The organism is Rubidibacter lacunae KORDI 51-2, assembly GCF_000473895.1.
GTDB lineage: Bacteria > Cyanobacteriota > Cyanobacteriia > Cyanobacteriales > Rubidibacteraceae > Rubidibacter > Rubidibacter lacunae.
On sequence record NZ_ASSJ01000021.1, the window covers coordinates 40106 to 57769 of the forward strand.

At 56.9% G+C, this 17664-nt stretch carries 16 protein-coding genes and 2 tRNA genes; 3 read left to right on the top strand and 15 right to left on the bottom strand.

All coding sequences use genetic code 11. The features are described from left to right. Nucleotides 1-120 precede the first annotated feature (120 nt). Nucleotides 121-588, top strand: a complete 468-nt coding sequence (locus tag KR51_RS04140) for a thiol-disulfide oxidoreductase DCC family protein (protein WP_022605152.1) — start codon at nt 121-123, stop codon at nt 586-588. 636 nt (nt 589-1224) lie between these two features. On the opposite strand, the gene KR51_RS04145 is transcribed toward KR51_RS04140, so the two are convergent. The 12 genes from KR51_RS04145 to KR51_RS04205 all read right to left on the bottom strand — a co-directional run bounded on the left by KR51_RS04145 (nt 1225) and on the right by KR51_RS04205 (nt 9520). Beyond that, nucleotides 1225-1306, bottom strand: a tRNA-Leu gene (locus tag KR51_RS04145). Further along, nucleotides 1285-2157: a M48 family metallopeptidase gene (locus KR51_RS17270; protein WP_051358068.1), complete on the bottom strand. Its 873-nt coding sequence runs from the start codon at nt 2155-2157 to the stop codon at nt 1285-1287. The genes KR51_RS04145 and KR51_RS17270 overlap by 22 nt, the downstream gene beginning before the upstream one ends. 36 nt (nt 2158-2193) lie before the next feature. Further along, on the bottom strand, nt 2194-2616 hold the full coding sequence (locus tag KR51_RS04160) for a tetratricopeptide repeat protein (RefSeq protein WP_022605154.1): 423 nt from the start codon (nt 2614-2616) through the stop codon (nt 2194-2196). Between the two features lie 95 nt (nt 2617-2711). Next, the gene (locus KR51_RS04165; protein ID WP_022605156.1) at nt 2712-3068 is read right to left on the bottom strand and encodes a HesB/IscA family protein; all 357 of its coding nucleotides are present in this window, start codon (nt 3066-3068) and stop codon (nt 2712-2714) included. Between the two features lie 222 nt (nt 3069-3290). Then, complete coding sequence (locus KR51_RS04170; RefSeq protein WP_022605158.1) at nt 3291-3779, bottom strand: CRR6 family NdhI maturation factor; 489 nt, start codon at nt 3777-3779, stop codon at nt 3291-3293. Between the two features lie 338 nt (nt 3780-4117). After that, nucleotides 4118-4291 carry a hypothetical protein gene (locus tag KR51_RS19230; RefSeq protein ID WP_156914969.1) on the bottom strand — a complete coding sequence of 58 codons (174 nt, stop codon included), beginning with the start codon at nt 4289-4291 and terminating at the stop codon, nt 4118-4120. 204 nt (nt 4292-4495) lie between these two features. Continuing rightward, nucleotides 4496-4569 (bottom strand) — tRNA-Met (locus tag KR51_RS04180). A 116-nt stretch (nt 4570-4685) separates the two neighbouring features. Continuing rightward, on the bottom strand, nt 4686-5639 hold the full coding sequence (locus KR51_RS04185) for an asparaginase (RefSeq protein ID WP_022605160.1): 954 nt from the start codon (nt 5637-5639) through the stop codon (nt 4686-4688). Between the two features lie 131 nt (nt 5640-5770). Further along, on the bottom strand, nt 5771-6280 hold the full coding sequence (locus tag KR51_RS04190) for a CGLD27 family protein (RefSeq protein ID WP_022605162.1): 510 nt from the start codon (nt 6278-6280) through the stop codon (nt 5771-5773). Between the two features lie 13 nt (nt 6281-6293). Continuing rightward, complete coding sequence (gene rsfS / locus KR51_RS04195; RefSeq protein WP_022605164.1) at nt 6294-6728, bottom strand: ribosome silencing factor; 435 nt, start codon at nt 6726-6728, stop codon at nt 6294-6296. A gap of 218 nt (nt 6729-6946) precedes the next feature. Then, nucleotides 6947-7522, bottom strand: a complete 576-nt coding sequence (gene yqeK, locus KR51_RS04200; protein WP_022605166.1) for a bis(5'-nucleosyl)-tetraphosphatase (symmetrical) YqeK — start codon at nt 7520-7522, stop codon at nt 6947-6949. 267 nt (nt 7523-7789) lie between these two features. Further along, nucleotides 7790-9520 (bottom strand): NAD-binding protein, encoded by a 1731-nt coding sequence (locus tag KR51_RS04205; protein ID WP_022605168.1) that lies wholly within the window; start codon nt 9518-9520, stop codon nt 7790-7792. A 701-nt stretch (nt 9521-10221) separates the two neighbouring features. Between KR51_RS04205 and KR51_RS04210 the strand changes: the two genes are divergently transcribed. Further along, the gene (locus KR51_RS04210) at nt 10222-12588 is read left to right on the top strand and encodes a glycogen debranching protein (RefSeq protein WP_022605170.1); all 2367 of its coding nucleotides are present in this window, start codon (nt 10222-10224) and stop codon (nt 12586-12588) included. A 125-nt stretch (nt 12589-12713) separates the two neighbouring features. Here KR51_RS04210 and KR51_RS04215 read toward each other — a convergent pair whose 3' ends face one another. Both KR51_RS04215 and KR51_RS04220 read right to left on the bottom strand, forming a co-directional pair. Beyond that, complete coding sequence (locus tag KR51_RS04215; RefSeq protein WP_022605172.1) at nt 12714-13997, bottom strand: aspartate aminotransferase family protein; 1284 nt, start codon at nt 13995-13997, stop codon at nt 12714-12716. A gap of 263 nt (nt 13998-14260) precedes the next feature. Next, nucleotides 14261-15079, bottom strand: a complete 819-nt coding sequence (locus KR51_RS04220; RefSeq protein WP_022605174.1) for an acyl-CoA desaturase — start codon at nt 15077-15079, stop codon at nt 14261-14263. Nucleotides 15080-15183: 104 nt separating this feature from the next. Here KR51_RS04220 and KR51_RS04225 point away from each other — a divergent pair, with 104 nt between their 5' ends. Then, on the top strand, nt 15184-16413 hold the full coding sequence (locus tag KR51_RS04225; protein ID WP_022605176.1) for a methionine gamma-lyase family protein: 1230 nt from the start codon (nt 15184-15186) through the stop codon (nt 16411-16413). Nucleotides 16414-16472: 59 nt separating this feature from the next. Here the strand turns inward: KR51_RS04225 and KR51_RS04230 are convergent, their stop codons facing one another. Then, a complete protein-coding gene (locus KR51_RS04230) occupies nt 16473-17468 on the bottom strand; it encodes an ABC transporter ATP-binding protein (protein WP_022605178.1) in 996 nt (331 codons plus the stop codon). Between the last annotated feature and the right edge of the window lie 196 nt (nt 17469-17664).

Sequence of the window (17664 nt, forward strand, 5' to 3'; positions counted from 1 at the left end):
TCGAGGGCATATATGCTTGTACGGTAAGCTCGCCTGCGGCTCCGACCAGATAAACTTTTGTAACGCTAAGTTGTAACGCTAAGATCGTCAGCGAACCCAAACTGACACCCAGATAGCTGCATGAAAGCACCTACAACATCTGATGTTGCAGCCACGAGTGACGCGATCGCCCCACATTGGCAGCTCGAGCTGCTGTACGATGGCGAGTGTCCCTTTTGCCTGCGCGAGGTGAACTTTTTGCAGCAACGCGACTCGGGGCGCGGACTAGTGAACTTTGTTGATATTGCATCGGACGGCTACGCTGTTGAAGCACACGGCGGCGTCAATTATGCCACGGCAATGGGACGCATCCACGCCGTGCTGCCGGCCGGGAGCACCATCGCCGGCGTTGAGGTGTTTCGACGAGTTTATGAAATTTTGGGGCTGGGTTGGGTATATGCCCCCACGCGCTGGCCGGTCGTCGGTGCGTTCGTCGACCGAGTCTATGAGTTTTGGGCGGACCGGCGACTGAAGTGGACCGGGCGACCGGATTTGGAGACCTTAGTTGCACGAAGGACCTGCGGCGATCGCTGTCAGCTCTCCGATTAGCGTCGCTGTCCTATAACATCTTGGGATGCAATTGCCTCAACGCAAATGTGTTGTACGCCAATCAATGTGTAGTATGCCAATCTGGTTCGCGGGTTTCATTGCGAAAGCCTGCCTCCAGTAATTATTAATCCTGACACGAGCGCCACCGTAATCCCGCTGTCCAGATGATGTCGATTTCTGCAACCCGCGCGTATTAAATTTCCTTCAGAACCTGCTACTCGGGCATTACGCTCTTTCCCAGACCGTCCGCCACCAGCGGAAGCGTACTTTCCTACTAGTCTTGCGTTATATGCAACCTGTGGGTAGACGCTAACGCGGCGAAATGGTAAATGGGATCGTGCATCCAAAACTCAAAGCGAAAACGCCCAATATGGGTTTGACCATCTAGTTCGGCAACCGCAACTGCCTCGCGCGTGGCGCACGAACGCCGACATTGTCGTCCTACTCGGGGTTCTTAAGCTTGCGAGCGTGGATCGCGTTTTCGGAGTTGTCGAGTAAGGGTGAAACGGCCTTTCCCGCTGCCGATACGCTCTTGGAGCGAGGCGACTTTCAACGCTAGCTTTTTTGAGGGATTAATGCCGTCCTACGATTAATCGTGTGCTTAATAATCGCGTGCATAACATCCATTCCTTAAAGTGGGCAAGGAGAGACTCGAACTCTCAAGGCCGAAGCCGCCGCATTTTGAGTGCGGTGCGTCTACCAATTCCGCCACTTGCCCGCAGCTTCATTATTATAGTTCGCGCGATAAGGAGCCAACAAGGCGTCGTATTCTCGCGATCGAGCCCAGCGCTCGATCTCGCGAGCCCGCAGCACCGGCACGGGATGGGTCAGTTGTTGGGTGTGGGCAATCTTCAACGCGTCGCCGAGTTCCGTGCTACCAAACGCTTCGTAGGCGCGTGCTTGTTCGATGAACGCATCCAGGTTCAAGCGCTGAGCCAATGTCGGCGAGCCGCCCGCCAGCTTCATCAGCACCGACATCACCACGCGTGGTTCCTGGATAGCCAGTAACGCTGCTCGATCGCAGGTGAACTCGGCACACCGCATCCACTCCAGTAACTGAGACTTCAGCGGCTGCGAAAGCAGCTCGCCCCAAGCGGGAATCAGATTGGCAGCCTGCACGAACAAATTTACCAACGTCAAATAAACCCCGTGCTCGCACTTGAGGTGACCCAATTCATGGGCGATGACGGCTTGAACTTCCTCGGGTGTCAGCAGCTCTAGCAATGACGTATGGATGACAACGAACGGCTGTTTGCCACGCATGGCGAAGGTGTAAGCGTTGGGCACCGGATGCTGCTGTACGTATAGTTGCGGCAGATCCAGATCCAGTCGCCGGCAGGCTTCGACCAGCAACTTGTGAATGTCTGGCAGTTGGCGCTCGCTCACGCGGACGCTGGCGGCAATATTGGTTACGTAAAAAAACTGCTCTGCCACCGACCCCAGAATGTTGCGGATAGCAAAGTCCAGACCGGGGAGTTCCCTGAGCGCTCGCGTCGCATTGCGATCGAGCGGATGTTGAAAGGAGTCTGCTCTGAGACCGACGAGAGCGTACTTGTTGGCTGCAGTCATAGCGGCTATTGCGGCTGAGGTAGATACGAATTGCAATTAGCTCACGCCCAACCACTCGCAAATGCGCTTCAAGCTTTTCCAGTCTGGACGGCGCTTCAGTCCATCGCGCAGATTGGCGATAACGTCGGCACGGACTTCATCGCTGACATCAAGCAGATGCTGGGCCGCTTCAATATGTTCGCGGACGCCGGTTTTTTTTGTATCCAGCATTGCGATTGCTAGGTTCACCCGCGCTTGCGGTGCGGCTTTATCGAGTTTGACGCTTTTCTGCGCTGCTTTGAGAGCGCGGTCGGGCTTTTCAGTTAGCAAGTACAACCACGCCAAGCTACTCCACCCGGCCGAATTACGCGGAGCGCGATCGCAGATGTCTTTGAAAAGGGGAATCAGCTCTGCGGGAGATGCGCCGTCCTCGTAGCGCTTCAGTCCTTGTTCGTACAGGGTCTCAATGGAGTCGGTCATGCTGGCTTAATTTATCGTATCGTTGGTCTCCGCACCACACGCCGCCGCTGCCGACGCGCCTGCGATCGCTCGAATTCTCAGCAGGCAGGTGTACCTCAGACACCAAAGGACTTGCCGCAGCCACACGTTTGGCTGGCATTCGGATTTGAGAACTGAAAGCCACCACCGATCAACGCAGTACTGTAATCGAGCTGCATGCCGTAGATGTAAAGTAAACTTTTTGGATCGACAATGATGCGGAAGCCGTCTTCGTAAGCGAAGACTTCATCATCGTCGCGAATGTTGTCAGCGCTGTCGAAGTCCATCGTGTAGGACATGCCAGAACAACCACCGCCGCGGACGCCGACGCGCAAGCACAAGTCGGCGCTCTGCTGAGCGCGCAACTGTCGTAAGTGCTGCATGGCCGTGTCGGTTACGAGGATGCCCTTTTTCGGTTGGGTTGCTTGTGTCATATCGGGTACGCTCGACTAGTCGTTGCAAGAACGCAAAGAACTCTTTTGATTATCTTAATTCACGTTCCATTTGCCCCGCCGGCCTGTCCGAGTGGGAGGAAGGGCTCTGGTGCTTGGGGCTACTGCAAGCTGCGATGATGGAACGGCAGCGAGGCCGCAGCAGAGACTCGCTAGTAACAACCCACGGTGAGGTCTGGGGATCGAACCTTTCAGTAGCAAGCGCTACGAGTCTGCAGGGGCGAGCATTTTAAAAAAGGCATCGTCGAGGTCGTAACCGAGCATCTGTGCAAAAGACTGCAAACGCGACCGGCTCGGTAGTTGCTGCTGACCCAGCCAGTTTGCGATCGCGAAGATTTTGCTCATAACGAAGAGCTCTAGGGCCTCGGGGTTGTACTGAATGCCTTCCGTACGATGGAACTCGTGTGGGACGAGCATTGCCGCATAGCGCCCCAACTCGCCCGCTCGCCAGTCGAGGGCGAAGGGCAGCCACGGATAGCGTGCATCTGCGCGCACGAACCACAACCTGACCTCGGGAATCTCCGATAACTCGCGCGGGTCATTTGGATCGCGCGGAATGTCAATTACGAATACCAGCTGCTGCTCGCACTTTGCGATGCTGCCCCCTGTCAGTAGCGGCTCCACGACAGCTTCCAAGGGCGACAAATCCAAGCGCGCGATGTGGCTTACTTGCAGTGCGATCGTCGTCGCCATCACGGCTCGTCCTCTGCGAATTCTCCGTCACGATTCTAGTGAACTCTCTGAAACTCGGGGGCTTGCGCAGAGCGGGATCTCGCTAAAGACTGGGTCGTTTGCAGCGGTTTTATCGCCCAATAGGGTGCAATCACATACATCAAGGTTTCTAACAGAAGACTACATAAGACAAAGTTTTGTTTTAGAAGTCGTACTAAACGTGTCTGAGTTCGTAAAAATGCAGATATGCAATTAAAGTACGGCCGCTTCTGAGTCCAGATTTTTAGATCTCTTTTTTTATAGGCTCTAACATGTTCGCGTCAAAAACGTATTTATTTTGATGTCCGCCGAGGTTAGGTTCATGTCTGAATGCCCGTATTGCTCGGATCGTTTGCTCCGCCATGTCCGCCAGGGCGAGATTTATTACTTTTGCCAGAGTTGTCGTCAGTCGTTGCCCGACGTGGCACTGCTGCGGCGCGATCGTGCCCGTCCTTGACAACTTCCATACATCCGCGCCCCGAATACAAGCTCACTCGCTTGAGCTCCTAGCTCCCTTGTGCCTAGTCGAGGAGATCGTGCTCGAGCGATCGCCTCGGCAAAATTAGTTCGCGCTCGCGCAAAAACCCTAGGAAAAGTTATTGGGGTAGAGTAATTCCGAGAACAAACACAATACAAAACAGGAGTCTTCAAGCGGATTGACCGATGAAGACTCCTGTTTTATGGGAATAAATAAATTATGGCGGGAGGCGGATTTGAACCACCGACCTTCGGGTTATGAGCCCGACGAGCTACCAGACTGCTCTATCCCGCGTCGCGCTTTTGGATTATAGCGAACCGATATGGGATTCAACAACTTGGCTTCTCGGCAATGCCCAAAGTTCAGCAAATCGGTGGCTCGGTCGTGCGCCTGCGCTGGTCCTGCCCCTGTTACAGCATTTCCAGTTCGCCGACGACTTCCAAGCGCTTGTGCGGTCCAAAGACGATGAAGCGATCGGCCAGCGACTCTGATGCTGCAGGCGTGATCCAGCCCAGCTGTCGCAGCAAATGAATTGCAGCAGCATACTTCGCACGCTTGGCTCCGTCTACCACTTTGATTGCAAGACCCATCCCTTCCCCAGCGCGTCCGATACATTGAATACCCTCTGAACCAGCTTTGCTGATGAGGTTGCCACCCGTCGCGCGCATCACTTCCGTGTCGAACGTACTATCGCCGCCGATGAGCTCGGGGTAGTGCGTCATCGCTCGTGCAATCCGCTCGAGGTAGAGGTTGTCACCTGCGGCCAAGCGCGCATAGAGCGTCGCCAGCTGAGCGAGTTGCATGCAATAGGTCGGCGCACCGCAATCGTCCCGAGCACTAATGAACTCCTCGCCTGGCATCTGCAACTGTTCGGCAATCTGGGACAAGATCAGTTGCTGGATCGGGTGTGTCGGACGCAAATACGTTCCTAACGGCCAGCCGCGTTGCTGACAGACTGTCAGCATGCCGGCATGTTTTCCAGAACAATTATGTTTGAGTGCGTTTCGCGCCCCGGGCGGAATCGGGCACTGTAACGCGCTGGGGTCGATATCCGCCCGCCAAAGAATGTTGAATGCTTGGCGGGCTTGCTCGATGCTGCCTTGATGCGAACTGCAAACGATCGCCAAATCGCGATCGCCAAGACCGTAGCGTTCGAGCGCGCCGGTGATGGTGACGGGCATAGCTTGAAAAGGCTTGAGTGCCGAACGGGCGAAGGCAAAGGCTTCGGACTGTCCGGCGAGAGATAAGACGCGCCCGCGGTTGTCGCAGACCAGCGCGCAGACGCGATGGATGGATTCAACAATACCGTCGCGCAACAGGCGAACTTCTATTTCGGGCGTGTGGGTCCGTTTGCCTCGGCTCATGCGTTACGTGCTCGCTCGTATCGATCCTCTTGAGTGTAAATCTGCTCGGTTTTTACCTGCGGTGCATCCTAAGGCTCCCCTTGCATTTGTCTCGGCTGACTAGTCCTCACGTTCGGTAAATTTGCGCTTGCTTAAGGTAGCGGCACTAGTACCCACGCAGCTCCCGCGATTGCGGCGATGCTTAGTAAAACCGCCAGCGTCGCGCGCAGCCGCTTCAATAGCGGCCGCACCTGGTAGTCGGCCACGAGACGATCGCGGACTAGCACCTCAGGTGGTTTTTCCCAGGTTTGACCGTCGTACCAGCCCGATTCTTCGTAAGACACGGACTGACAGCTAAGGCGATTGTCTATGTAGGACCAACCCGTATACAGGCGCAACAACAAGAGCAACACGAACGCAGCTGCTCCCCCACTCGCGCACAGGGTAAAGTGCAGCGGATTCGAGTTCGGCGCAAAGCTAGTTGCCGCGATCGGTCCGGCCGCTACCCAACCCCACGCCCATACCCATCCGAGCTTGCGCCAGTAAGCGCTGCCCTCAAGGGTTGCCCAGCAGAAAAGCCATGCACCTCGCATTTGCTCGTATTCCTGCAGCGGTTGTTGCTCGCAGGGAACAGGGCAGTTAGTAGTGGGTAACGGTTCCATCAGAGTTCCCGTCCTAAGCTCCCGTCCGGACGCAATCGGGAAGAGCTGCAAATTCAATGCGATCGGCGTGTCCCCAAAAAGCCTCGATATTATAAAATTCTCGCTCTTCCTCGAGCATGACGTGGGCAATTGCGTCGCCATAGTCTAGAAGGATCCAGCTGCGATCGGATTGTCCTTCCACGCGCAACGGCTGTTGGTGTAGATCTTCAGCAACGCGCTCCTGAATGCTGTCGGCGATCGCTTTGACTTGCGCGCGCGAGTAACCGGTGGCAACTGTGAAGAAATCGGCAAGATAGGATACATCCCGCAGGTACAACAAGATGATGTCGCCTGCCTTACGGTCGTCGGCCGCGCGCGCGATGGTTAGGGCCAAGCGCTCGGAATCAGTTTGCTCGTGAACGTTAGGAAACAAAGCAGTCGCGTTGTCGAATCGATCGGTTTCTCTCATCAAATACGCGCTCTCCAAAGGTATTTACAACAGTCTTTACGTCTCTACAACAATCTTTGCAAGATTGCGAGTCTCTAAAGTAGCGGCTCGACCAAACCCAATTGAACGGAATTGATACGCCCGAAGCGCCACTACTCGACCGACTAGTTGTTCGTGCGGCGGACTGGTCGGTTGCGTTGCTTGCGAACTCCGAGACCCGAGCAGGGTTTTCAATATGTCTACGCCCGCTCTCGCTTCAGAGCCCAATTGCGCGTTGCAACAGAACGGGGATGAATCGGGCGGGAGGTTTTAACTAGGTATTTTAGAGAATAGTCGCAGACATAACGTACGCCCCGGTAAAGATTCGCGAAGCAGGTACGACGCATATTATCGAGCTCGGGGGTGTCGCCGCGATGGGGCTCGAGCTTGTCAGCCGCGAATACGATGCAGCAGATGGGCCCCATCTCCGGGCGGCCGAATGTGTGGTTGGCGATCGCATCAAGGACTTGCGGTTCGGTAATTCCAAACTCATCTCGGGCCACTAACGCACTGACATCGGCATGGAGTAAGTGCGGTCGTTCGGCGCAAATTGCGTCGACCTCAAGCCCGGCTGCAGTTGCCCTTACCAGAAGATCGCGGGGGTCGAAAAACTTCGCGAGGTCGTGGGTTAAACCGGCAAGCCGGGCAGTTTCAACGGAGTAACCGTGATGGCGTGCTAGGTCCGCGCACATTGCTTCTACACCGAGAATGTGCTGGACGCGCTCGCGCGGCACGCTGTTCTCTAACCAGGTCAGAACGCGATCGCGAAGTTGCAAATTGACCGATTTCCTTAAACATCTTCACTCTTCATCGTAGCGTTTGCTAGCCTGCAGCGCCGGCATGAGTTCGCAGGTAAAAGCGCTAGTGCAACTGCTTGCTATTGGATGTCGGGAAACGGACTGGTGTCTCTGGATCTACAAGTAGGGCAAACACCACTGGGGAACTCGAGTTGTCTAACAGGGTATCGATTCGGTTGAGAGCGTTTGGGAGGAATTCGCAAACCTAACGAATCACTGAACTAATATTTCTCAACGGTACTCGCGTCAAGCTGTTAGCAACGACGGCTGCAAGTGCCACAATTGATCGAGTTTCGCGGCCGGTAGCGTGATGTAGAGCACGTGTCCCGGTGCGAGCTGGGTGTAGAGAAGTTGCCAGCCGTGAACCGTGCCTTCAGGAGTTTTGAGATAGAGCGGAACGCCACCAACGTCGAGCGCAGCTGCTTGCACCTCGCGATCGCAAAATGGATGGTCTGGGGCGATCTCGGTGGCGATGGCGACCCACAACAAATCGTCGATCAAGCCGTTGCCGATCGCGCGTCCGCCCAGAGCTGCAGCTGCAAAGGAGGGTGCGGCGATATCGCTCGGGCAAAGCACCGTCTCGAAGGAGAATACTTCCTGGACCGAGCGCGCAAAGTCGGAGTCTTGGTGGCGGACGATCGCGTGCAATTGCGAGTGTATGGCTTTAGCCGTCAGTGAGATTTCGACGTTGACCATGTCGTTGCTGGTGACGGCGAGAAGCGCGGCGGCATGGCGAACGTTCGCTGCTTCCAGGGTTGAGGTGAGGCTAGCATCGGCGACGATGACGGGAACGCCCAGAGCCCGCGCGGCGTGGAGAAAGCGTCCGTCCAGATCGCGTTCGATTGCGACTACTTCGCAGCCTTGCTCGTGAAGTTGGCGCACGATCTGGATGCCGATACCGCCCAAGCCGCAGACGATGTAATGGTGACGGGCAGGAACGCGGGCTGCATCCCAAAATTGCTTGAGGCGATTCCCGAGGATGAAGTCGTTGATCAGCGCATAGCAGACGCCGATGACACCGGCACCTACGAGCATCATCACTACCGTGAAGACCTTGATGGCGGAGGTGGAGGTTTCGGCTACCTGCTCCCGACCGCCTGCACCCGTAATCATACCGACGGTGAAATACAGTGCGTCCACGAACGGAAGCCGATCGGTTGCAACCACGTAGGTCACTGCCGATAGAAAGATCGTCAGCAGCAGCATCGCCATGACGCTGACAACCGGACCGGCATGGTGGTGGAATCGCCGCAAATGCGAGATCGCCTTCAGTAACTTGCGCCAGCGAGCCTGTCGGCTGTCCGGTACGACCGGTTGGGTGCCGACGAGCAGGCGATCGCCTTGCCGCAGTCGGCGTTTGCGAGTGATGCCTTCGATCGGACCTTGGGTGTCGCCGACTGGGAAGAAACCGATCAGCATCCGCGAGCGGTTGTCCCATAACTCGCTGAGCGGTCTCCCCAGCCAAGGATGGTCGGCATTGATTGTTTCCTCGCGGACGGGCCAGCAGCGCCCGAACAATTGGAGCTGGCCGATTGCGCGGTGACCGATCGCGGCGAAAGCAAAAATTGGGGCCGAGAGGGCGGCGACGCTGGTACTGACGTGACCGGGCAGCGTCTTATCAAGGCGATCGCCCAGAGCCTGATTGAACAGGCGATTGACGATACGGACGTCGGGGTTGAGCACCCGAGCCTGCGTGAGAACGCCCAGGTTGAGGGCATCGTCGCTGAGGGCCAGCAGTAGAGTCGTTGCGTCGCGAATGCCGGCGGCAGTCAGCGTGGCGGGGCAGCGGGGGTCACCGACGACGATCCGCGCGCCGTCTTCTTCTGGCATGGGGTGTTCGCTAATGCCCACAACATCTGCTCCCTGTCGACGGAGCAAATGGAAGATTTTCGACCCCGTCCGGCCCATACCGCAGACAATGATGAGCGGTCGGGTGCGAGGTTGCAACTGAGAGTAGCCCAATGTGCTGGTAACCATCCTGTAGGGAGAACCGCTGGTGTCACCGCACAATTGCGGCCCGGCCGAAAATCATTTTGACGCATGCTCGGACGAGCGACTGTATTCCTTAAAACCTACGCTGTCAGAAGTCCACAACCTCTGACAATTCTTCACAAGCACGACGACAATCGCAACCCGACTCGATCCATAAAGGCACCGCTGCTGCTGAGACGATGGCACCTCAGTAAAGGGTTTCTGTGAAGTATGGATAAAGCGTCGAGCCAGCACCAACGGCAACATCGCCTTGTCTCAATCAGTCTCGTTCGGATCTGAGGTAAAAAGACGAAAAGCGCGATCGCCCGACCGATCGCATTGCCTGCGAGATGCTTTAGGCGATCGGCAAACTAAGCTGTAGGCTACCCGAGCGAGTGATGCGTGTAGCCACTCGGTCCGTCAATATGCTCTCAAGAAAGTTACGGCTGCTGGGCTTACCGCATTGTGAACGTCATGATAGCTACTAAATATCTCCTCGCTGGTTCGGAATGTGCGCCAAAATTAAGTTTTGAGTGTTGTAGTCCAACGCCACAGGCACTGACGCTAAGCTGATACCGAAATCCGCGCTGCGCAGACGATCGGCTCGTTTTGATTTCGGCTGCATCCATAATGATGCACCTCAAGGTTTCGTCGCTCCTGAAAGACCGTTAGCGATACTGTCGTGCGCGCACTGTTTTGCTTTTGTCATGCTGACTAGCGATCGCTTCGTCACTGTCGCGCCGGCCGAGCCAACTGCTTGGGCAACAGCAACCGATCCGCTCGGCACGCACTTCCTGGCTAACGGCACCGTCTCCTTTGCCATCTATTCCCGGAATGCCACCCGAGTCTTGTTGGAGCTGTACGCGCACCCCACCGGCATCGATGCCGAGTTTTCCTGCTGGTTGCAGTGCAACCTTCGCGACGACATCTGGCGTGCACGGCTGAGCGGCATCCCCCCCGGCACGTACTATGCCTATCGTTGCTGGGGACGGAACTGGCCCTACGACCCCGCTTGGCAGCGGGGCAACAGTCGCGCCGGATTCCGCCGCGACTTCAATGCTAATGGCGATCGCTTCAATCCCAACAAAGTCCTTTTCGACCCATACACGCGCGAGCTCTCCCACGACCCAGAAACCCCCGAACTATTGGCAGCGGGTGAAGACGGTCGCATTTACCAGACAGGCGAGGGCTTATATCGCGGCATTCCCCGGCGAGAAATCGATACCGGTCGTTGGGCCGCCAAAGGCATTGTGCTGGCACCCGACACCACATCTTTCGGCACGAAACCGCATCTGCCACCCGAGCGCGCGATCGTTTACGAAGCTCACGTGCGCGGTTTGACCAAACACCCGTCCGCATCGCGCCTCAGTCAAATCCTCGCCCTCAGCAACATTACAGGTAGCGAGGCGATCGCAGACGTGCCGCCAGACTGTCGCGGCACCTACGCCGGGGCGGCTTACATGGCTCCCTATCTCAAGCTGCTGGGCTTCACGGCGATCGAATTGCTGCCCGTCCACGAGATCCCAAACGACTGCAACCCCAGCGATCGCCCCGGCGGCAACTATTGGGGTTACATGACACTAGCGTACTTCGCCCCCGACCGCCGCTACGCGCGCGATCGCAGTCCTGGCGGTCCGACGCGCGAGTTCAAACAGATGGTCAAAGCCTTCCACGACCAGGGCATTGAGGTTTACTTGGACGTGGTATACAACCACTCGGGCGAGGGCGGTCACCCGGACGGCGACCCCAACACCACTGGCTTCGTTACGTTGGGTGGCTTCGATGCATCAGCGTACTACCAGCTCACGAACGCGGGCACGCTGGTTGACGGGGCGACTGGCTGCGGTAACCAACTCAATTTTTCCAGTCGTGCCGCCTGTCACTTGGTGCTCGATTCTCTGCGCTACTGGCTTGCCGAGATGGGCATCGACGGGTTTCGATTCGACCTCGCACCCGTACTCGGACGGGCACCAACGGATTGCAGGGGCGAAGATTGGGATTGCCAGCGTCGATTTTTCCCACTCCACGACCTTCTGCAAGATATACGCAAGCTCGGCGAAGAGTTTGACGCCGAGGTTATTGCCGAAGCTTGGGATCTCTGGGGATACGAGGTCGGGCACTTCCCACCCGGCTGGGGTGAATGGAACGGACGCTATCGCGACGCCGTCCGCCGGTTTCTGCGCGGAGACGGCATCGCTACCCAATTTGCCAACATGGTCAACGGCGATTACGATGCCTTCGCGGATCAAGGCGGCCCGCACCGCTCGCTCGACTTCATCGTCGCCCACGATGGCTTCACGCTCCTCGACCTCGTCAGCTACAACAGCAAACACAACGATGCACCTTGGCCGTTCGGTCCGGCCGACGGTGGCAGCGACACCAACCTATCCTGGGATTCCGGGGGAGATAAGAGTTTACGCCGCCAGCAGTTGCGGAATTTTTGGACGGTTCTGTTTCTATCGCGCGGCGTCCCGATGTGCGTCATGGGCGATGAATTCGGGCGCACTCAAAACGGCAACAATAATCCTTACAACATCGACAGCGTCGCGACCTGGAACAACTACGACGCAATCGCCACCCACGCACCAACGGCGATTCCTACCGGCGATTGCGGCACGTACCACGACAACTTCGGTACGGCAGCTACGCCTCCCGCGTGCAACCCGCTCTTTCATTTCGCGCGCTATCTCACCCACTTCCGCCAGCTACACCCAGCACTGCAGCAAGCCATCTACGCCGATTTCGTGCTCGATGCCGGTGAAGACGTAACGTATTTGTTCCGGGCCGCGGACGGGCGATCGCCACTACAGGAGCACGCTCGCTGCGTGTGGTTGCGAATCGACGGCAGCGAAGTGGGCGATCGCGACTTCCTCGTGGCGATTAACATGCATTTCGAGCCCGTAGTCTTCCACGTACCGATCGAAAGCGAGACGCAAATTTGGGTGCGCCGCATCGATACTGCGGCCTGGGCCGAACCCGAGTGCAACTATTGGCAGGGCGCAACTGCCGTAATTCGCGGCAGCTACGGCGTGCATCCCCACGCGATAGCCGTTCTCGAAGAAGTCGCACCCTGAGCGGTAATGGTTGCGTTCCTGCATGAAGGGCTGACAAATAGCTGATGAATAATGAAGACTGCAGGGAACTGGTGAAGTTGCAGCTGTCGGGCTACACCAATTGCTTGCAACCTATCCAGGAGCCGCTATCGAGCGTAGTTCGCATCCAACACCTCAGTTAGGATGTCGGCGGCGCGATCTATATCTTCGGCGCTGACCGTCAGTGGCGGCACGAACCGTAAAACTTTAGGACCTGCCGGAGCGATTAGCAGTCCGCGTTCCATGGCTGCCTTCACGACCTCGATTGACGTCAGCTCCGCCTCTTCGGCAATTTCCATACCGTCGATCAAGCCCCAACCGCGCACGTCCACAAATACATCTGGACGTTGCTGCGCGATCGCCCTCAGGCGCGTCCGCAACTGCTCGCCCCGAGCGCGAGCATTCGTGAGCAAATCCTCGCGCTCGATCGTTTGACCCACTGCCAGCGCGACCGCGCAGGCAAAAGGGTTCCCCCCGAAGGTACTGGCATGATTGCCCGGCTCGAATACATCGCAAGAGCGCTTGCAAGCCATCGCCCCGATGGGAATGCCACCCGCTAGTCCTTTCGCGCTTGTGAAAATATCCGGCTCAATGCCCAGGTTCTCATAGCCCCAGTATTTGCCGGTGCGTCCGACTCCTGTCTGCACCTCGTCGCAGATCAACAAAATGCCGGTTTCGTCGCAGATTTTCCGCAGGCGCAGGAAATAATCCAAATCGCCCGGGCGGACCCCGCCTTCCCCTTGCAGCGGCTCGATCAAAATCGCCCCGACGCGGCGATCGCCTTCGTCGATATCCCCGATCGCGTCCTCTAAGGCCGTAATGTCGTTGTAGGGCACGTAGGCGAACCCCGGCACTAGCGGGTCGAAGTTTTCTTGATACTTCGGTTGGGCAGTTGCCGTGATTGTCGCCAGCGTCCGGCCGTGGAAGCTCTTTTGGGCCGTCAAGATCGTCGGATACTTGATGTCCAGTACGGTGTGGGCGTACTTGCGCGCGAGCTTGATTGCCGCTTCGTTGGCTTCCGCGCCGGAGCTACAAAAAAAGACGCGATCGGCACAGGAGCGATCGACTATCCACTGTGCCAAGTCGCCTTGCTGTGGAATGTAATAAAAGTTCGAGACGTGGTGCAGCTTCTGAATCTGCCGCGTTGCGGCTGCAACCATCGCCGGATGTGCGTGACCGAGCGTACAGGTGGCAATACCCGCTACGAAATCCAAATACTCGCGACCCTCGGTATCCCAGAGGCGACAGCCCTCGCCACGCTCGATTGCAATGGGAAACCTCCCGTAGGTGGTCATCACGTAGTTGTCGAAGTGGGCGAAGTCGTCCGGCCGGGCTGCAGCTGGAGTATCAGCAACTGCTGAGTTGTTGAGAATCGCTTCGGTAGGACTCATAAATGCAAAAACCTGTTCTTCTTAAACGGCTTATTCCTTAAAACTCCCATGAGCGGGCGCGTCATGAACCAGGTTTATCGCCTGTCACGCGATCGCTTCAGCCTTTCAATCAAAATAACAATTTCTCGTCGGAGTCTCGAGAACGAGTCCGTGCGCCGTCATGGTCCGCCAACAAAAACGGCAGGCAAATGCCTGCCGCAATCGTCGTGCGACCCTTCCCGGTACTTCCATCGACCGGAGCACAGGGCTGCAGGCAGTGGATGCTATTCCTTAGCGTCCATTAATTTGACGTTCTTGGCTAGCCCGAGAAATTGCAGCGTCTGAATTGCCATCCAGGTCACGTCAATCTCCCACCACTTCAGACCGTGCCGGGCTGAATACTGGCAGGCGTGGTGGTTGTTGTGCCACCCTTCACCGAAGGTCAGCAAGGCGACCCACCAGCAGTTGCGGGAACAGTCGGTCGAGTCCAGCGAGCGATAGCCGAACTTATGGGTGGCGCTGTTCACAAACCAGGTGCAATGGAACACCACGACTAGGCGGACGAAAATACCCCAAATCACCCACGACCAGCCGCCGAGCGCGAAGAGTAGCAGACCCAGCGCTACCTGGATGAGGATGAAATAATTCTGCAGGAATCGGTATACCGGGTCGGTGTTAATGTCCTGGGTATAACGCCAGTAATCTACGTGCTCGGGCAGCTCGTGGAGCATCCAGCCCATGTGACTCCACCAGAATCCCTTGTTGGAGTCATGGGGATCGAGGTCGAGGTCTGAGTACTTGTGGTGAATGCGGTGAATGCCAATCCACTCGATCGGTCCGCCTTGAGCCGCAAGTGTGCCGCAGAAGACTAGGATGTACTCCAGCCACTTCGGTGTCTGGAAGGAGCGATGGCTCACCAGTCGGTGGTAACCTAGCGTCACGCCGATGCCGCCCGTGATCCAGTACAGCACAAACGCCACGCCTAGCGCCGACCAGGAAAAGTTACTTGGCAACAGAGCCAAGAGGGCGACCCCGTGGATCAGCGCCATGTAGATGATGGTTGCCCAATCGACAGGCGGGCGGGTTTCGGTAGCAACAGTCATGCAAGACCCCAAATGCGTTGTGTTATCAGTGATATTCTGCTCGGATTGATGCAAAGCACGCTTTTAGACGACGTATGGGGGAAAATCCGCCCTCTCCTTGGCGCATGAACAGCACGGAGCTGCTGCAAGAAGCAGAAAAAGCACTATTCACGATTTTTTACGCAATTGACGCCCAGGTCAAGGCAAACATCCTAAAAATCTTGGATGCCTACCGTACCCAGCGCCTTGGTGCGCACCACTTTGCCAGTGTTAGCGGCTACGGTCATGACGATCTCGGGCGGCAGGTGCTCGATGGCGCATTTGCTCGCATCGTCGGTGCGGAGTCAGCTGCAGTTCGGGTGCAGTTGGTCTCCGGGACGCACGCAATTGCGTGCGCGCTGTTTGGAGTATTGCGACCGGGAGACGAACTCCTATCAGTGGTGGGCTCGCCTTACGACACGCTGGAAGAAGTTATCGGCGTGCGGGGAAGTGTCGGTTCGCTGGCAGAATTCGGCATCGCCTATCGAGAAGTGCCGCTGACTCCCCAAGGGTCGCCGAGTTGGGACGCGATCGCCTCAGCCGTGGGACCAAAGACGCGAGTAGCGTTCGTTCAGCGATCGTGCGGCTATGACTGGCGAGAGAGTTTGGACATTACGGCAATCGAGCGGATCGTGAAACTAGTCAAGCAGCAAAATCCCGAGGTTGTTTGTCTCGTGGACAATTGCTACGGCGAGTTTGTGGAAACGCTCGAGCCGCCAGCCGTAGGCGCGGACTTGATTGCTGGTTCGCTGATTAAGAATCCAGGCGGAACGATCGCGACCGCAGGCGGGTATGTAGCCGGTCGGACGGACTTGGTAGAAGCAGCTTGTTGTCGGCTGACCGCACCGGGAATTGGCAGCAAAGGTGGTGCAACCTTCAACCAGCATCGGTTGCTGTTCCAGGGGTTGTTCCTTGCACCACAGATGGTGGGCGAGGCACTTAAGGGCAGCCATCTGATTGCTTGGGTAATGGACCGCTTGGGCTACCCGGTGAACCCGTTGCCGATGGTGCCGCGCCGCGATGTCATTCAGGCCGTGCGCTTGGGCTCGAGAGAAAAGTTAATTGCCTTCTGTCGCGCTCTCCAGCAGCACTCCCCGGTGGATTCTTTCGTCGACCCAACACCGGCACCCATGCCAGGTTATGCCAGCGATTTAGTCATGGCCGGCGGCACCTTCGTAGACGGTAGCACCTTAGAATTGTCGGCCGACGGACCGCTTCGCGAGCCCTACACCGTGTTTTGTCAGGGGGGGACGCACTGGACGCATGTGGCGATCGCCCTGGACGCCGCCCTTGAGGCGATCGCGGCGGTCGAATAAGTGCAAACTTAGGGCAGACGGGAATCGACGCTCCAGATTGAAGCGTCCCCCAACAGTATCTACCCCTGTCTCCGGCTGGTTTCGTATCCGTGCTGGTGCAGTTGCTCCAGAAAGAACTCCTCGAGCGACGCGCGCGCGCGCCGCAGTTCTAGAAGCTGTGCGTTCATGTCGTGCAGGCTGACTAAGAACTCATCTGGGTTGCCGCGCAACTGTCCCCGCCAGCGGCCGTCGGGGGCAAAATGGAGATTTTGCACCCAAGGCTTTAGCGCTTCCGATTCGCCTCCCGTACCCGCAACCTGATAGTCGCTCGTGCTGCCCAGCAAGGTATCCAGCGACCCTTCGCAAAGTAACTTTCCCCGTGCCAAGATGGCAAAGCGATCGCAGATTTGCTCTACATCGGCCAGCACGTGAGAATTGAAAAATACTGTCTTGCCGCAGGCGCGCAGCGAGAGAATAATTTGCCGGATTTGATATCGTCCGAGCGGATCCAAACCCGACATTGGCTCGTCGAGAAATACAATATCCGGGTCGTTAATCAGCGCTTGAGCCATCCCAATCCGCTGCCGCATTCCCTTTGAATACTGCCGCATTTTCTTTTTGCGTGCTGCAGACTCCGCAAGTCCGACCGTATCCAGCAGTTGCGGTATGCGTTGGCGCTGCACCGCGGGCGCGACCCCAAACAAATTAGCGGTGAATTCTAGGAACTCCCAACCGGTCAAGTAATCATACAAATATGCGTTCTCGGGAAGATAACCAACCTGCTTTTTCACCGCGCGATCGCCCGGTGGTTTGCCGAGCAGCCAAGCTTCGCCGGATGTCGGTCGCGTGATTCCGAGCATTATCTTCAAGAGTGTCGTTTTGCCTGCCCCATTCGGACCTAGCAAGCCAAAGGTCTGACCCCGCTGTACTCTCAACGTACAGTCGCGTAGCGTTTCAACTTTGCGGTTGAGCCAAAACCCCGTTCGGTACACCTTCCGCAGCGAGTGCGTGCGTACCACGTATTCGTTGCCGGTAGCAGTGTCCGGTTCTGATACCAAACGTTTGACCGTATCCACAATTGCTACTTAATCTGCAGTTCACACTGCCGCTATTCTACAACCCTGCACTCCAGTCGCATGTCGGTTGATGCGCCCGTATGATGCCGACCTAGGGACGATCGCCGATACCAATTTACTTAATGCCTACGACCAATGAGGCAAACAATCCCGAGGTTTAATGGATCCCGTCTGCCAACTTTCGCAGCACTCCTAA

Coding starts and splice junctions, on each gene's coding strand:
- KR51_RS04210 (WP_022605170.1), top strand. CDS start 10,222: ATGCTGACTAGCGATCGCTTCGTCACTGTCGCGCCGGCCGAGCCAACT.
- rsfS (WP_022605164.1), bottom strand. CDS start 6,728: ATGAGAGAAACCGATCGATTCGACAACGCGACTGCTTTGTTTCCTAAC.
- KR51_RS04160 (WP_022605154.1), bottom strand. CDS start 2,616: ATGACCGACTCCATTGAGACCCTGTACGAACAAGGACTGAAGCGCTAC.
- KR51_RS04215 (WP_022605172.1), bottom strand. CDS start 13,997: ATGAGTCCTACCGAAGCGATTCTCAACAACTCAGCAGTTGCTGATACT.
- KR51_RS04190 (WP_022605162.1), bottom strand. CDS start 6,280: ATGGAACCGTTACCCACTACTAACTGCCCTGTTCCCTGCGAGCAACAA.
- KR51_RS04205 (WP_022605168.1), bottom strand. CDS start 9,520: ATGGTTACCAGCACATTGGGCTACTCTCAGTTGCAACCTCGCACCCGA.
- KR51_RS17270 (WP_051358068.1), bottom strand. CDS start 2,157: ATGACTGCAGCCAACAAGTACGCTCTCGTCGGTCTCAGAGCAGACTCC.
- KR51_RS04225 (WP_022605176.1), top strand. CDS start 15,184: ATGAACAGCACGGAGCTGCTGCAAGAAGCAGAAAAAGCACTATTCACG.
- KR51_RS04140 (WP_022605152.1), top strand. CDS start 121: ATGAAAGCACCTACAACATCTGATGTTGCAGCCACGAGTGACGCGATC.
- KR51_RS04165 (WP_022605156.1), bottom strand. CDS start 3,068: ATGACACAAGCAACCCAACCGAAAAAGGGCATCCTCGTAACCGACACG.
- KR51_RS04185 (WP_022605160.1), bottom strand. CDS start 5,639: ATGAGCCGAGGCAAACGGACCCACACGCCCGAAATAGAAGTTCGCCTG.
- KR51_RS04220 (WP_022605174.1), bottom strand. CDS start 15,079: ATGACTGTTGCTACCGAAACCCGCCCGCCTGTCGATTGGGCAACCATC.
- KR51_RS04170 (WP_022605158.1), bottom strand. CDS start 3,779: ATGGCGACGACGATCGCACTGCAAGTAAGCCACATCGCGCGCTTGGAT.